Here is a 14,010-nt window from a genome sequence, read left to right as displayed (position 1 = left end):
CGGCCGTCATCCACGTCATCGAACCTTTGCATGGGCACGCCAGCCCGCGCGCAGCCGAACTGAGAGGCGTGGAACGCCCCACCCCGCGTACGACAGCGCCGCACACCGAGACTGTGTGCTGGCGGACCGGCGCGCGACGGACGGCTGCTGTACCTCGGTCCCGGGAGGGAAATCCACGCGTTCTGGAGGAGGGCTGTGGGAGTGCGGAAGCCGCCGGTGACGGTCAGCCGGTCCAGGCCACGGCGAGCATGGTGATACGGCGGGTGAGGGGGTTGCAGAGGACGACCATGGTGCCCCAGCTGCCGAAGGACGCTTCCCGCGTCATCCCGTCATCCTGCCCGAAGGGCACGGAGTGCCGGTACGGGTCGGCCTCGAGGCGGTCGACAAGATCCAGCGCCGCGGAGCGGGCATCCTCGGGGAGGCCGGTGATCTGGTCGAGCGTGTGCGGGCTGAGGTGGAACGTCCAGCCAGCCGTGCTCATGCGGCCCCGCGCTGCGCTGCATGCCGGCGGCGCAGTTCGGCGAAGGCGGCGGTTGCCGCATCGGTGGGCTCCAGCTCGGACGGGAGACTGCCGTGCGCGGCGAAGTGGCTGCGCGCGTCCTCGGCCTGCTCGCGCGTCTGCTCGAGTTGCGTCACGTGCCGCACCCACCGGTCCAGGACGCCCGGAAGGTCGGCAAGAGGCGCGAGGTTCACGTCCCGCAGGAACCGGTGGCGCTGCTCCGGGGACAGGGCATGGGCCAGGGCATCGATCGTCCACTCACGGTCGGTCATTGCGGTTCTCCTCCGCCCCGCGCGGGCACAGTGCTCGGTCACGAGCGTAGCGGAGCGCAACGCGTGCAGTCAGGGGGATCCCGGTTCGGGAGTCGCGATGCCGGCGCTGCGTCCGCTGCTGGCCCATGGGTCGGCTGGAGACGCGGGAGCCCCGCGGCCATGATGGGGCCCGCCACCTGCGGCGACGAGGCGCGCGCTGACGGTGGTGACCAGCCCCCGGTGCATAGCCGTCCTAGACGGTGTCTTGATTGGTGTCGGCTCCTGATCGGAAGTCGGCCGCATTAGAGCTGGTACCAGTCGTCACCACCGGCTCGGAGCGACCGGCCGAGGTAGTCCTGCAGGTTGTTGGCGACCCATCGACGGCTGTCGCTCTCGTGCTCCCAGACGAAGATGTCGGGACGCTCGGGCTTCTGAACGAAGGCGAACTGGTCGCCGCCTCCGCTGTCCCCGAAGAAGAGGAAGGCCTCGAACGTCATGTAGAGCTGCGCGAACGTCTTGTCGGACCAGAAGAGCAGGTTCCTCTCGACAATCTGATCGATGGGCCAGACGGTGTCCACGTGTGTGTGTCCGATTACCCCGTTGCTTTCGAGGAGCAATTGCCGAAGCTCTGCCGGCAGCGTTCGCCTGAGTCGCGTCTCCGCCGCGACAAGATCGGGTGCCTGGGCCGGTTCCCGGAAGCCCACGCCGGGAAAGACCGCTGTCGCTACTTGTCTCCACATGGTCCGGACCCTAGCCAACCATCTCCAGGGCTCCTGTACTGCATCGGCGATAGCAGATGAGCATGCTGGCGATGCCGACGAAGGCCAGGAAGTGTTCGGCCTTGCGCTCGTAGCGTCGGTGCACCGTCTGCCAGGAGGTACCGAAGACTGGCGGCAACTGCCGTCACGTACATCCCGTAATCGCCACGAAGATGATCGGCGCCAGCACGGGTGGGCCGAGGTCGTCAAGGATGCCGACAACCGCGGTTGGGGCCTGCTGGGGCTGCTGTTCTGATCCCCCTCCGCTCCGCGCGAACCACCGTGCGGTCCGGCCTCGGCAGGAAAGCGCACGAGTACCGTTCCGGGGACGCCGAAGGCGCCGCACGGCCTTCGCTTCGGCGGCGCGCAGCGTCGTTGTCAGTGGGGGCTGACATCATCGGCTGCCAGCCGTAAGGATCAAGGAAGGACGGCAGCTGTGCGGGAAGTGACGTGCCATACGGTCGGCGAGCAGCAGATCGCCCACGCGCTGGAGGATATCCACCGGCGGGTGTTCCACCGCTATCACGGGCTCCTCTACGACGATCTGTCCCTGAAGGGACTTCGGGAGATGCGCGACGACCTTCTTGACCACGCCGCTGCCCGCATCGCCGTGAACCCCGAGATCGCGCTCGACGAGGTGTCGCGCACGGCGCTGCTGACCGCAGCAGAGTGCTCCTTGGGGATCATGAGCGTCGGCTGCTATCCCGATGGCGACCAGGACATACCCCTCCCCTTCATCGGCGAGAAGCTCACCAGCGAGGAGCTCGTCTTCGGCGACGACGTCATCGACCAGGCCCCCACGGCCCGCACGTGGTGGGACACGCTCGCGATATGCCTGGTCAGCGGCCAGGTGTGGGAGTGGCAAAGGGTCACGGGACTGCTCCTGCGCGAGGACTACGCGCCCGCGATCCTTGACGGGGTTCCGTACTCGCAGCTGACCTCGGCGTCGGATCCGGCGGACCTCGCCACGATGGACGCGCTGCGCGACTACCTCACCCCGGCAGGCGGACACCTGCCCCGGGACTGGCCGACCGTGCCCCTGCGCCGGCCCGACGCCGACGAGCGCGCCGTAGCGGCCCACCGCCTAGACGCGGCCGGCCCTCTGACCCCGGACCAGCGCCTCCTTCGCGTGCTCCTCGACGATGATCAGCGCGCCTTCGAGCAGGCCCTGGCCGCCCGGCTCACCGAGCACCGCGAGAGCCGGGAACCCGATCCTGCCCCCAGGACCCTGCTGCCGCTCGGCCCCCTGGCTCTGGCCGTCCTTGCGGTCCAAGTCCACGGCTGGGAGCTGGACGTCCAGTCCGGATACCTGCCCCGCGGCATCCTCGGTTCCCCGCAGGCGCTGCGTGAAGCAGCTGATGCCGACGAGAACACCCTGGGCTACTGGACCGCCAAGTAGCCGGCCCGGGCCGGGCGCTTGCTGAAGCAGCGCGGGCGCCGCACTGACTCAACCGCCCCCGCGGGCACTACGCGGGCGCCCAGCGCGCCGCCGGCCACTGGTATTCGTCGAAGCCGTCCGGCACCCTGCCGCAGGGGGCGTAGGCGGTCACCGCGTACGTCCCCGTGGGGCGATACCAGTCCACGTCCACCCTCTCGCCGGAGCCGGGGCGCTCGAACCGGAAACCCCGGTCGGAGACGTTCTCGCTGATGAGCCGCCAGCCGTCCCGCACCAGACGACGACGCGTGCGCTCCTGCGCGGAACGCGCGGCGCCCTCCGGCACGTCCGTCACCTGCCACGACAGCCTGAAGTCGCGCACGTCACTGCGGCCTTGGTCGATGTGGGCGATCGACCTCAGACCGCGGTAGTCGCAAGCGCCCGTCTCCACCCGGGCGGGCGCCTCGAGCGCTCCCGGCAAGGCTGCCTCATCGTGCACACGCCCGGCCTCCGCCTTGAGCCGTGCGGCGACCCGGTCGGGATCGGCCGCTGGATAGGGCGGGCCGTTCCACAGCCACCGGACGGCCGCACCCATGCCGACGCTCACGCCGATGACGAGCAGGCCGCCGGCGCACCACAGGGCCACGCGGGCACGGCGGACCTTCAGAACAGAACGCATGATCGGAAGAGTAGGTGGCCGGCGCCGCGCCCCGCCTGAGCGCGGGTACTCAGCCGCGGGTGAGTATCCCCCCCCCGGACGTGGGTCCCGTCATGGGGACCGCCGAGGTCTGACCCCGGCTGTGGCCGCGCGTTCTAGGCGGGCTCGCCGTGCTCGATGGCGCTCAGTTCCGCGACGCCGGGCGGCATCGCGAACCGCTTGACGACGTCCTGGCCCGTGGTGTCGTCGTGGAGGAACAGGTCGAACGGCCGGGTGGCGGAGGCCATCTGCTGCGCGGGCATCTCGTGGGCGACGGTGTACCAGTAGAAGCGGCCCTGGTCCACGCGCCGGACGCCGGGCAAGACCATGGCCTGGCCCAGGAGCTCGGGCGTCCACCGGAACCAGGCCGTGGCCGCGTCACCGCTGCGGAACCGGTAGACGGCCTCCAGCGCGATCTCCGGTTCGACGATGCTCCTGCCGTTCGGGCCGGAGCCCACCGTGATGCCGTCGCTCTTGACCTCACCTGTGCGAATGATCCACAACACTGCGTCTGTTCCCCGCCCGTCCTGCTGATGCCCGTGCACGCTGTCAAGCCCGCCATGTCATGGCTGCCGGTTCTCGTTTGCAACGAGACCGGTTTCCGATGGTAGAGCAGGCAACAGATCGAATTCGCGCGGAAGTTGACAGATACAGAGCGCGGCCGGAAAGGGGTCATCCCGCGGCGTGGTTCCTGCGCTGATCCGTCGCGGATGCGCCCGGCGGGGCGGTAGGGTCCTGAGCCAGGCGCACCGAGTGTGCGCTCCCCTCCACGAGGAGCCTCCCCAGGGATCGGGCTTCTCGCCCAGGGGGTCCGATCCGGGCCTCCTCCGGCGCGGTCGCCGGCAACGGCCGCAACCCGTTGGAGGGGAGCGCGCGATGGCGCGTCACCGCAAGAAGCCTGTGTACGAACGGATCGCCGCAGTGGTCCGCGAGTTGTGGAGGTGGATGCGGGGCCGGTGACGGCCGCCCTCAGAGATATTGAGGGCGCCCGTGTAAGCACCGGCTCGGTCCTCGCCCGCGATTTTGCCGGTCCCGGGCGGGGACCACTCCACAGCCCACATTAGCGCTACCGGCGCACCGCCGTCAGCCGCTCGGCTCCGTGGTGTCTTTCGTGAAGCCGGTGACCTCAGGCCAGGCCCAAGGGGTCGTCGGGGCGAGCGCCGTCGGCGACAACGGTCACGCCCGGCCGCTCGATGCGCTGGACGGCCACCGTCGTCTTCTCCAGGCCACCGCGTTCCACACCACCCGCCAGGCAGCTTGCGCCGCCCAGAGGCCGCATGGTCGCTTCCCTCAGGACCTCGAGGCTGTCGGCCAGCACCAAGTCGCGCGACCAGTCACTCAGCTGCGGCTCCATGCACTGCCTCCCCCGGATCGTGGCGGCCGGAACCGGCCGCTGCTGACAGCAGTCTGCCACCCCACCCTGCCAACCGGCGGGTTTTCGAGCCGTACCCCGCTTAGGACCCGTGCCGGACGAGTACCGGCCTGGTCACCCGGCGACCGGCCGCAGGGGCCGCTGTCCTCGGCCGGTCCCCAGCGCAGCGTCGTAACCTCTTCGACCGGGGCGACAGGGAGAACGCCGTGGCCGGCGCGCACCTGAACCGTGCCGCGACGGTAAGGGCTGACCGCACGGCAGCGGTCGGCGGACTTCCGCTCGGAGCGTTCAGCGGCCGCCGAAGTAGTAGTCCGCGAAGGAGCCTTGCCCCTGCCACACGGCGAGCGCGGCGAGACCGGCGACGATCCCCGGCACAGCGGCCCGGGCCCCTTGGGCCTTGATCATCCTGGGCCCGGTCCGGCCGATGAGCGCGGTCCCGGTGAAGGCCACGGCGGCCGCCCCCGTGAACAGCAGCGCGGCGTGCGAGAAGAGGCCAGCCCGCTCCCCGATCGTCAGGGGAAGCGCCGCGCAGGCCAGCACCAGCAGCCCCAGCCCGGCCAGGGTCACGGCCTGGAAGCCGTTGAGCCGCTCCGGCCATCCCGGCCGGTGGGGTACCAGGACCTCCTCGCGGCCTACCCACCGTCCCGCACCTCGAACACAGCCTGCCTGGGGCACAACACCGTCCAGCCGCTGCTCGACGAGCAGGGCCAGCACCGCATCGCCGAGAGCAAGAGCCCGCTCGTGCACAGCGAACTCCTCGTCCTTGAGCCGGCTGGCTTCGGCGAGCCGCTCCGGCTGGATGCGTATTCCCGTGCCGGCCGCAAGGGCGAGGTTCACCGGGTGACCCCGGTCGGCGAACCCCGGCAGAGTAGGGGACGGGCGGCCGACCCCGGCCGCCGCGGGGCCCCTCCGGCCGGGGGCGGGGAGGTACTTCTCGTACATCCGCGGGTGCGTGCGGCGGGCGTGCAGGCTGGCCTGCAATGCCTGGGCCTGTTCGGTCACCGCGTCCATGAGGGGCCCGGGCCGGGCGCTGCGCATCTGCTCCAGCTCGCCCTGGCCGGGTACGGCCCGCCACACCCCGCCGGTCCGCGCCAGTACCCGCTCCTTCCACAGGTCGCGCACCGCCCGCGGCCATACGCGCGCCACGGGCAGCTGTCGCGGCGGCCGGTCACCGAGGTGGGCGCGCAGCAGAGCCACGGCGCTGCGCAGGTAGTCGGCCTCGGACGCGTAGTACACCGCGACGGCAGTGGTCCGGCGCCTGACGTCCTGCACTGTGCCGGCCCGAAGTTCGCGGACCCGGTCGGCGGCGGCCCTGGCTGCGGTGCCCTGCGCGCGCAGATCGGCGATCGCCCGTTCCCAGCCGCTCATCCACTTCTCCCCACCGTGCCGGACATCTCGTGACCGCACGAGGCTACCCGCGCCCTACGACACTGGGCCCTCCTCCCGGCCAAGGCGCGGGGGAGGGCCCGGTGGAGGTCAGAGCGTCTGGGCAGTGACAGGGTCGCCGTGCTGCTCGATGCTGGACCAGTCCAGATCGAGGTACCCGGCGCCCTCCCTTTCGAGGATCGGGCCGTGCACCTTGACCAGCCTGCGGTATTCGTTGCCGCCCGAGCGCGGGCTCTTGTAGCCGGCCCACTTGGCCAGGTCGCCCTTGTCCAGGGGCAGTCCCGCCACGAGGTGCGCGACGTAGATCCGTTCGGCGAGCTGGCGCGGGCCTTCGTCCTTGGGCAGGGTGGAGAGGTCGATCTGCACACGCTGGCGTTCGCGCGTCTCTTCGTTGCCGTCGGCCTCGGGTCCCGGTCGCTCGTGCCGGATCTCCGACTCCTCCGCTGCGGCTTCACCCTCGCCGGGCGCGGCGTCCTCCTCGGCCTGCCGGGGCTTCTCCGGCTCGCCCCCCTCGGATGCTGCCGGCTGGGTGCCGGCCTCCAGGTCGTCGCCGGTGTGGTACCCGGCCTGGCCGGCCTCCTCGGCGCGGTCCGGTCCCTCTTCGGGGGCTTCGGCACCTTCCGCCTCGCCGGTGTCCGGGACCGCTGCAGGTTCGGCTTCGGCACCTTCCGCTTCCACCGGCTGGTCTGCGGGCGAGGCAGGGGACACCGTGTCCTCCTCCGGCTCCCCCTGCGGGGCCTCCTCGGCCGGGAGCCCTCCGGGCCCGGATCCAGCGGGGCCGGCATCCGGCGCGGACACCGGCACGGGAACCGGCGCCGGCGCGGGGGTGCTGCTGGCCACTGCGGCAGGTACTGCCGGACCGTCGGGCTCCGGGGCAGCCGCCCCACGCACGGGCATGGAGGGGAACGGCACCTCGTCCGGTGCCGGCCTTCGGTGCTCCGGGAGCTGCGCCGGGACGGGCTTCTCCAGCATCACGGGGGGCTGGGCCGGCTCGACGGATGCCAGTTCGACGGGCTCGAGGGAAGCAGGCTCCTCCAGAACGGGCCCGGCGGTCGGGGCGAGGGGACGGCGGGAGCCGAGCACCCGGACGTTGTCGATCGTGGCCAGCAACTCGGACCGCCACGCCTTCCACATCTGCACGGGTGCGCCGATGGGCCAGGGGAGCCACAGGAGCAGACTGTAGCCCCGCTCGTGGTCGGGCTTGCTCTGCTTGTTCCGGCCCGTGATCACCTGCTCGACCTTGACGAGCAGCATCTCGAGCAGGACCGCGTAGACCAGCGGCGGAACGACCGCCAGGAATGCCCCTCCCGCGCCAGACTCCGGGGCATGCAGGAGGTTCATCTGGGCCGAGGACGCGACGAACAGGAACAACAGCAGCCGGGTCAGGCCGGAGGAGCGCACCGTCAGTGCCTCGAAGAACCGGATCAAGCTCAGGCTCAGCGCACCGGCGTCCAGCAGCATCGCGAACCCTGTGGCCGCGTCCCAGTCCCCGCCGTTGTGCGCGTGGGCGTACTCGCGCTGCGCCCCGAAGGAGAGCCAGGCGGCGATGCCCGCGAGGAGGAACATCATCAGGCAGCCGATGGCGAGGGCGATCACGGCCAGGCGGCGCCGCCATGCCTGACGGCGCTCGAGGTCGAGCTCGGCGCGTTCCTTGGCAGTGACCTGGTGTCCGCTGTTGCGGCGGATCACGATGACTGCGGCAACGAGGGCACCGATACCCACCACCGCCAGGCCGGCGGGCAGGGCCCACTGGGGCAGGTTCATCAGCGGCCTTCTTCCCGGGCGTGGTCTGTCGCTCCGGCTGGCGCCGGAGCGACAGACCCGACGTGCAGGGCAACGCGGTGCTGGCGGAGGGTCATGCGCGGTTCTTTCATGAGCTGTTGCCGGTGCGATTGGTGTTGGCCGACTTCAGTCACGGATGTCGGAGATGAGGCCGAGGGCATCGACTTCGAGGACCGTTCCGCAATCGCGGCAGGTGTACTCGATGCGGCCGTTGTCGAGGTCCCTGGCGGCCATGCCGGCTTCGCAGCATTCGGGCCTCTGGTCACGGCCGAGCTCGTCGCCGATGGACAGTTCGAGGTAAGAGACGCGCGGGGTCACGGGGATTCTCCTTTGTCGAGTGGTCGGCCGTGGAGGGGCCCTCGCTCTCTACAGGTGTGGTGGAGCGGTGCGGTGTGACAGCGGACCATAGGAAATTTGCGGGATGGGTCAGGAAGCAGCGGATTTGAGGGTGGGCTGGGCGCGTTCGCCCTTGAGGAGCGTCCGGAGCAGGCCCACCGTCTCGGGCGAGGAGTCGCACCCCTCTTCGGCGTTGATGCGGGCCAGCTGGTGCGCGGCGCGCTCCAGGCCCTCGCGGTCGCCCATCTCGTGGCAGATGGTGAACAGGTCGCGGTAGAGGAGCTCGGACTGGTTGTCCACGACCATGCCCTTGGTGACGGCCTGCGCCGCGGCGCGGTAGTCGCGCACGTGGCGGCGCCGCTCGGCGAGCTCATGGGCGACGTCGACGATCGCGCTGATCATCTCCTGGATGTCGCCCTCGGCCCAGACGTACTTGGAGGGGTCGACGTCGGCGAAAGGCCGGCCGCGGACCAGGGCCAGGGCCTGGGCGAGGGCGATGTCGGCGTCCGGCCCGTCGTGGTGCATGCCCTTTTGGTACAGGTCCTGGAACTGGTGCCAGTCGGAGGTGACCTGGTCGTTGAAGGCGTACACGCCTCCCTTGATGGGGGGCAGGTAGGCGGCCTGCGGGTCGCTCGCGGGAAGGAGCGGGTCGCGGCCGACCCAGGCGCGCAGCTTGCTGATGGCCGAGTTGCGGGAGTCGGCGAGCGTGCGGATGCCGGGCCAGATTGCCTCGTCGAGGTCTTGGCGGCTGAGCCCCGGGTGCAGGACCAGCCAGGCGGCGATCTCCTTGAGGGAATTGCGGCGGTTGCTCTCGACGCGGCCGAGCGTGCCCACGATGTCGACGGCGCCGAGGACCTGCACCTGGGGGGCGGCCGGCGGCTCGGGCGGTGTGGCGAGCGCGGCCAGCACCGTGGAGGTGACGGCGCTCGGCCGGGGCACGATCCGCCGTTCCGCCGGGGCCGCTGGCTGGGTCTCGTGCTGGCCGAGGGCCGCGCTGGACAGGCCAGAGTCGGCCTCCTCGTCCTCGGCCGCGTCCGGCTGGTGCTCGTCGGCCTGCTCGGCGAGGACCTCGCCGAGCGCCTCGTGGAATGCGGCGGCGGACTCGGGCCGTCCCCAGACCTCGGCCCCCAGCGCGGAGTCGTCCTGCCCGTCGGCCTCTGCGGCGTACGGGTCCTGGCCGTCGCGTTCGTGGGAGGGCGCTGCCGTAGCGGTGTCGACGTCCGCGGGCGCCGGGATCTGGGCAGCGACGGCGGGGGACAGGGCGCTGGCCGACTCCGCCTCTTGGTCCGTACCGGTCTCCTGAACCGCGGTGTCGGCGTTCTCGTCCGGGTCGGGGACCTCGACGGTCGCCTCTCCCGCTTCTTCCACTTCTTCCACGGGCGGGGACGCGGGTGACGGGGCGGCGACGGCCGGGGACAGCGCGCTGGCGCCTTCCTCCTCGGTGTCGGCCGCGTCCCCGCCGGCCCGGGTTGCCGGTGCGGGCGGGAGGGAGGGGGTCAGAGAGGTGAAGCTGGGCAGAGCGGTTGCCAGGTCTCCCGCCTGAGCCGTGGCCTGGACCGTGGGGGCCGCGGGGGCGGCGGTGGTCTCGGGAGCAAGCGCGGAGGCATCCTCAGCAGGGGCGGCGACCGCACGGTGGGGGCCGTTGCGGTCCGCCGGGCCGGTGTGCCGGGTCCAGGACGGGGGCGGTACGTCGTCGGTGCGGCTGGAGGTGGCGAGAAGCTGCACGAGCCGCTCGTAGGCCGTGTCGTCGAGGTACTGCAGCTTCACCGCCAGGCCCAGGCCGGGCAGCTCGACCGGGGCACCGGGCCGGGCGGGAAGGGTCCAGTCACTGGGCAGCTCGAGCTCACCGCCGGTCGCGGAGACGACCGCGACGGAGGTGCGCGGGCGCGAGGCCAGCAGATCCCCGAGCACTCCGGCGGCCGGGCCGGACGGCGGGGCGGTGGAGATGAGGATGCGGGGGATCCAGGAGTCAGCGGCGGTCTCGTCGCTCAGTCGCGCGGCCCGCAGATGGTCATGGCTGCCCTCGTCGAGGGCATCGCGCTGGAACGCGTCGTGGGCCTGGAGTTCGGCGGTGGCGCTGTCCAGGTCCGTGTGGTGGTCGATCTGGTCGGGGTAGAGGGACTGCAGTTCGCTTCCGGCCCCGGCGAGCACGACCTGCGTGGCGGGTGCCAGCTGCGAGGAGGCGAGCTCGACGGCGAGCGCGAGCATGACGGCGCGGACCTCCTCCGGGCTGCCGTCCAGGCGGAGCAGGCCGATCGTCTCCAGGTCGACCAGCACCGCGTCGCCGTCCTCGGTCTCGCCGAGGCTGACCAGCGCCGGGTAGGGCGGGGCGATGTCGGCGGCCTGGTCCTCGGTGAGCAGGTCGGCGCCGCGGGCCGGGCACCACCACAGGGCCGGGTTGTCCTCGCGCTCGGTGAACGGCGCAACCGGCGGTGTGGCCGCGGCCAGGTACAGCTCCAGCCCGCGCGCGGTGATGCGCAGCGCCTCGACCTCGGGCAGCGCACGGCCCGCCTCGCGGCAGCGGAAGGCCAGGGTGCGCAGGGCGCGGTCGGCGAGCGCGGTGCCGGTGACGTCGGAGGCGATGCGCAGCTGCTTCTCGAAGTCCGCGGTCGCGCCGGAGGGCATGGGGATGCGCCGCTTGGCCCGGCGTCGGCGCTGCTGACGCGCACGGCGGGTGGCGACGACGGCGAGCACGGCGGCGGCCAGGATGCTTCCGGCCGCCGCGGCCGTCTTCACGCTCTGATTGCTGCCCTCGGACGTCTCCTTCTGGGCGGGTGCCTGCTGGGCGGGTGCGCTGGTGGCCGGGGACTCATCGGGTGTGTGGGGCGCCGGTGTTGACGGCTGTTCGGCGGGCGTCTGCGGCCGGGCCGTCTGATCGCCGGTGCCGTCGGGTCCGTCTTCCTTGCCCTTGTCCTTGTTTTTGTCCTGGTCGTGCTGCTTGTCCGGGGCCGGGGTCTGGGTCCGGTCGTGCTGCTGGTCCTGCTGGCGCCCGTCGTGCTGTGGCTTCGGCGCGGGCTTCTCCTGCGACGGGGTCTTCGCGTCGCTCCGGTCGCTGCTGCCGTGCGCGGCCGGGAGCTTGAGCTGCCAGCCGGGGTAGATCTCGTCCGGATCGGTCAGCGCGCGGCCGTCACTCTGCTGCTTGTCCTTGTTGAGCTGGGCGATCTCCTGGTACGCGCCCGCGTCGCCGAGTTCGTCCTGGGCGATGGACGACAGGGACTCCCCCTCCTTGACGGTGTGGGAGCCATGCGGGGCAGCGGGGGCGTCGGCCGGCTTGGCCGCGAGCTGGGTGTGCGCGCCACCGGACTCGGCCGCGGCCGGGGCTGGGGCGGGCTTGGCGTCGGAGGGCAGGCGCAGCGTCCAGCCGGGCTGGAGGAACGCGGTGTCGGCGCTGATGACCGTGCCGTCGGCCTGGGGGATGCCTTCGTTGGCCGTGACGATGTCGTGCCAGCGGGTGCCCGAGCCCAGGCGCTGCTCGGCGATCTCCCACAGCGAATCGCCCTGCTTCACCTCGTGGACCGGTCCCGTGTAGGGGGTGGCGGCCTTCGTGGCGGTGGCGGACTGGGCCGTGGCGGAGGCGGCGGGGGTGCCGGTGGTCTGCGGGGCGGTCACGGCGGTGCTGGCGGCGGTGGCCGGGGTGGTGGCGGCGAACGCGGCGGAGGTGGGCAGGAGCAGGATGATGCCGCCGACGAGGGTGCCGGCCAGGCGCTGGGTGCCGCCGAGGACCTTGATGCGGGGTGCGCTGCGGTGGCGCAGGGCGGAGAAGAGCTCCAGGAGCACCGACGCGGCGAACGACACGTAGCCGTACCAGCCGATGAGGGTGATCGCGCCCAGGAACAGGGTGCCGTTGTCCGGGCTGGTCAACGCGGTGGTGACCTCGTCGAGCGACGGCACGTGGTGGGGCAGGACGCCGACCTGCCACAGCAGGACGGGCACGAGGACGAGCAGGGCGACGAGCACGGCGAGGCATATCAGCCCGCGCAGGATGGCGGCCGCTGTGGAGCGTGTTTTCATCGGCTATCCCCGGTAGACCAGATCGGCGCTGGCCCGGCCGGAGACGGACCAGTCTCCACCGGGCAGGAACTTGGGGCTGTATGTCTCGGACACGGTGACTTTCAGGGACGCCCCGTCGTCGCTGACCGTGACGGTGCCGCTGGCACCGGCGGCGGAGAGGTAGGAACGGGCCGCGGCCACAGCCGCGTTGCGGTCGACCGTGATGCCCTGGCCGGAGATGGCCTTGCCCGCGTCGATGGCCTGACCGCCAGCCCGGGCCGCTTCCTGGGCCACGCCTTCGGCGTGGCTGAGCGCGCGCAGCTTGCCGCCGCCGTCGATGACGAGCGCGGCAACAGCGAAGAGCCCGACGATGGTGACCAGGACGAAGAGCGACATCGCGCCGTCGTCACGCCGGGCGGCGGCAAGTACGCCCCGCAGACGGGACGGCACGGGAGGGCGGGCGTCGGTCATAGAGGTCCTCAGTTGCGCTGGCGGTACGTGTCAATGGGCGAGGTGAAGTTCGCCGTGATCGTCTTGCTCCCGGGCAGCCCCGGCATGCCGATGTCGGACAGGCGGACCGTGCAGCTGACCGTGGCGGTGGTGACCGACGGGTCGCCCAGGCGGGCGGAGAACCCGCCGGTGGAGATGCTGGTGGACACCGACGTGCACGGCAGGCCCTGCTGGCTCAGGACGTCCTGGGCCACCCTCTCCCCGGCGGCGCTCCCCGCCCCGCCGCTGCGCTCCAGGGAGGCGGCGCGGGCGGCGTTGCGGGCGGCGGTGTCCACCACGTTCCCGGCAGCCTGGATCCGCCCGAACGCGATGATCAGGCAGAGCACCAGGATCAGCACGGGGAAGAGGATGAGGGCCTCGAGCGAGAGGGACCCCTCGTCGCGGGCGGCGTGCTCGCGCCAGCGGAGCAGGTGTGGGTGGTTCACGGCGTGGTGATCCGTTCGGTTGCGGCCTCGGCGTGCTGGCTGACGGGCAAGGTCAGCCCGGGCACGACGGTGGCGACGTGCCCGGTGACCTCGATCCGCACGGTCTGGCCCCGGCTTCCGCTGACGTGGGTGCCGGAGATGCTCCCGCCCGCCCGCTCAAGAAAGCTCTGCGCCTCGGCCGTGCCGGCGCCGAGGCTGGCGCCGCGCACCCGCGCGCGCTCCACCCCTTGCTGGGCGGCGGCGAGCGCGACGTTGCGCGCGTGCCACCACAGCCCCACGTGGACGGCGATGAGGATCAGCATCAGGATGACCGGGAAGATCACCATGAGCTCGAGGCTCAGCGCGCCGCGGTCCCGCTCCCGGGCCGCACGGGCCAGGGAGCGGGACCAGCGGCGCAGCGCCGGCGTCACTTGATGGCGTCCTTCTTCTCATTGACCTTCGCGACCAGGAATGCCGCCGCGATGACGGCGCCGGCGACCAGGGCGCCGACGATGATCATCGTCTCGATGCTCACGGCTCCGCGGTCTTCCTCGCGGGCCTTCTTCAGCCGGGCCACCAGGTCCTGGGTGTGCACCGAAAGCACCGTCCAGATGGGGTCGTTGAACATGGTCTGCCTCTCTTGGGGTGGG

The 14,010-nt window shown here is 71.8% G+C and carries 15 protein-coding genes; 1 reads left to right on the top strand and 14 read right to left on the bottom strand.

Annotated features, from left to right (window positions below; translation table 11 throughout):
- Positions 1-223 precede the first annotated feature (223 nt).
- From ACFY1P_RS20165 to ACFY1P_RS20155, 3 genes are all read right to left on the bottom strand, one after another.
- Positions 224-481 (bottom strand): hypothetical protein, encoded by a 258-nt coding sequence (locus ACFY1P_RS20165; protein WP_390751372.1) that lies wholly within the window; start codon positions 479-481, stop codon positions 224-226.
- Positions 478-771 (bottom strand): hypothetical protein, encoded by a 294-nt coding sequence (locus tag ACFY1P_RS20160; protein ID WP_390751371.1) that lies wholly within the window; start codon positions 769-771, stop codon positions 478-480. Before ACFY1P_RS20160 ends, ACFY1P_RS20165 begins: the two co-directional genes overlap by 4 nt.
- A 281-nt stretch (positions 772-1,052) precedes the next feature.
- Complete coding sequence (locus tag ACFY1P_RS20155) at positions 1,053-1,490, bottom strand: SMI1/KNR4 family protein (protein ID WP_390751370.1); 438 nt, start codon at positions 1,488-1,490, stop codon at positions 1,053-1,055.
- Positions 1,491-1,944: 454 nt separating this feature from the next.
- Here ACFY1P_RS20155 and ACFY1P_RS20150 point away from each other — a divergent pair, with 454 nt between their 5' ends.
- On the top strand, positions 1,945-2,907 hold the full coding sequence (locus ACFY1P_RS20150) for an immunity 49 family protein (protein WP_390751369.1): 963 nt from the start codon (positions 1,945-1,947) through the stop codon (positions 2,905-2,907).
- Between the two features lie 67 nt (positions 2,908-2,974).
- Here the strand turns inward: ACFY1P_RS20150 and ACFY1P_RS20145 are convergent, their stop codons facing one another.
- The 11 genes from ACFY1P_RS20145 to ACFY1P_RS20095 form a co-directional block, all read right to left on the bottom strand.
- Complete coding sequence (locus ACFY1P_RS20145; RefSeq protein ID WP_390751368.1) at positions 2,975-3,562, bottom strand: hypothetical protein; 588 nt, start codon at positions 3,560-3,562, stop codon at positions 2,975-2,977.
- A 134-nt stretch (positions 3,563-3,696) separates the two neighbouring features.
- Positions 3,697-4,086 carry a hypothetical protein gene (locus ACFY1P_RS20140; protein ID WP_390751367.1) on the bottom strand — a complete coding sequence of 130 codons (390 nt, stop codon included), beginning with the start codon at positions 4,084-4,086 and terminating at the stop codon, positions 3,697-3,699.
- A 620-nt stretch (positions 4,087-4,706) separates the two neighbouring features.
- Positions 4,707-4,934: a hypothetical protein gene (locus ACFY1P_RS20135; protein WP_390751366.1), complete on the bottom strand. Its 228-nt coding sequence runs from the start codon at positions 4,932-4,934 to the stop codon at positions 4,707-4,709.
- Between the two features lie 306 nt (positions 4,935-5,240).
- Positions 5,241-6,320: a hypothetical protein gene (locus ACFY1P_RS20130; RefSeq protein ID WP_390751365.1), complete on the bottom strand. Its 1,080-nt coding sequence runs from the start codon at positions 6,318-6,320 to the stop codon at positions 5,241-5,243.
- Positions 6,321-6,428: 108 nt separating this feature from the next.
- The gene (locus ACFY1P_RS20125) at positions 6,429-8,102 is read right to left on the bottom strand and encodes a DUF2637 domain-containing protein (RefSeq protein WP_390751364.1); all 1,674 of its coding nucleotides are present in this window, start codon (positions 8,100-8,102) and stop codon (positions 6,429-6,431) included.
- A 144-nt stretch (positions 8,103-8,246) separates the two neighbouring features.
- Positions 8,247-8,438, bottom strand: a complete 192-nt coding sequence (locus tag ACFY1P_RS20120; RefSeq protein ID WP_390751363.1) for a hypothetical protein — start codon at positions 8,436-8,438, stop codon at positions 8,247-8,249.
- 108 nt (positions 8,439-8,546) lie between these two features.
- Positions 8,547-12,467 (bottom strand): LysM peptidoglycan-binding domain-containing protein, encoded by a 3,921-nt coding sequence (locus ACFY1P_RS20115; RefSeq protein ID WP_390751362.1) that lies wholly within the window; start codon positions 12,465-12,467, stop codon positions 8,547-8,549.
- A gap of 3 nt (positions 12,468-12,470) precedes the next feature.
- Entirely contained in the window at positions 12,471-12,917 is a 447-nt protein-coding gene (locus tag ACFY1P_RS20110) for a pilus assembly protein TadG-related protein (protein WP_390751361.1), read from the bottom strand.
- An 8-nt stretch (positions 12,918-12,925) separates the two neighbouring features.
- On the bottom strand, positions 12,926-13,381 hold the full coding sequence (locus tag ACFY1P_RS20105) for a TadE/TadG family type IV pilus assembly protein (protein WP_390751360.1): 456 nt from the start codon (positions 13,379-13,381) through the stop codon (positions 12,926-12,928).
- Positions 13,378-13,791 carry a TadE/TadG family type IV pilus assembly protein gene (locus ACFY1P_RS20100; protein ID WP_390751359.1) on the bottom strand — a complete coding sequence of 138 codons (414 nt, stop codon included), beginning with the start codon at positions 13,789-13,791 and terminating at the stop codon, positions 13,378-13,380. Before ACFY1P_RS20100 ends, ACFY1P_RS20105 begins: the two co-directional genes overlap by 4 nt.
- Complete coding sequence (locus ACFY1P_RS20095; RefSeq protein ID WP_390751358.1) at positions 13,788-13,988, bottom strand: hypothetical protein; 201 nt, start codon at positions 13,986-13,988, stop codon at positions 13,788-13,790. Before ACFY1P_RS20095 ends, ACFY1P_RS20100 begins: the two co-directional genes overlap by 4 nt.
- Positions 13,989-14,010 lie beyond the last annotated feature (22 nt).

Source organism: Streptomyces sp. NPDC001407 (genome assembly GCF_042895325.1).
Taxonomy (GTDB): Bacteria; Actinomycetota; Actinomycetes; order Streptomycetales; family Streptomycetaceae; genus Streptomyces.
Note: the sequence above shows the minus strand (reverse complement) of the source record. Positions and strands in the feature narration are given on the sequence as shown.

Excerpts from the sequence above, each read along its gene's own strand:
- ACFY1P_RS20135 (WP_390751366.1), bottom strand. The coding sequence starts at position 4,934 with ATGGAGCCGCAGCTGAGTGACTGGTCGCGCGACTTGGTGCTGGCCGAC.
- ACFY1P_RS20110 (WP_390751361.1), bottom strand. The coding sequence starts at position 12,917 with ATGACCGACGCCCGCCCTCCCGTGCCGTCCCGTCTGCGGGGCGTACTT.
- ACFY1P_RS20125 (WP_390751364.1), bottom strand. The coding sequence starts at position 8,102 with ATGAACCTGCCCCAGTGGGCCCTGCCCGCCGGCCTGGCGGTGGTGGGT.
- ACFY1P_RS20115 (WP_390751362.1), bottom strand. The coding sequence starts at position 12,467 with ATGAAAACACGCTCCACAGCGGCCGCCATCCTGCGCGGGCTGATATGC.
- ACFY1P_RS20155 (WP_390751370.1), bottom strand. The coding sequence starts at position 1,490 with ATGTGGAGACAAGTAGCGACAGCGGTCTTTCCCGGCGTGGGCTTCCGG.
- ACFY1P_RS20095 (WP_390751358.1), bottom strand. The coding sequence starts at position 13,988 with ATGTTCAACGACCCCATCTGGACGGTGCTTTCGGTGCACACCCAGGAC.
- ACFY1P_RS20130 (WP_390751365.1), bottom strand. The coding sequence starts at position 6,320 with ATGAGCGGCTGGGAACGGGCGATCGCCGATCTGCGCGCGCAGGGCACC.
- ACFY1P_RS20160 (WP_390751371.1), bottom strand. The coding sequence starts at position 771 with ATGACCGACCGTGAGTGGACGATCGATGCCCTGGCCCATGCCCTGTCC.
- ACFY1P_RS20165 (WP_390751372.1), bottom strand. The coding sequence starts at position 481 with ATGAGCACGGCTGGCTGGACGTTCCACCTCAGCCCGCACACGCTCGAC.
- ACFY1P_RS20145 (WP_390751368.1), bottom strand. The coding sequence starts at position 3,562 with ATGCGTTCTGTTCTGAAGGTCCGCCGTGCCCGCGTGGCCCTGTGGTGC.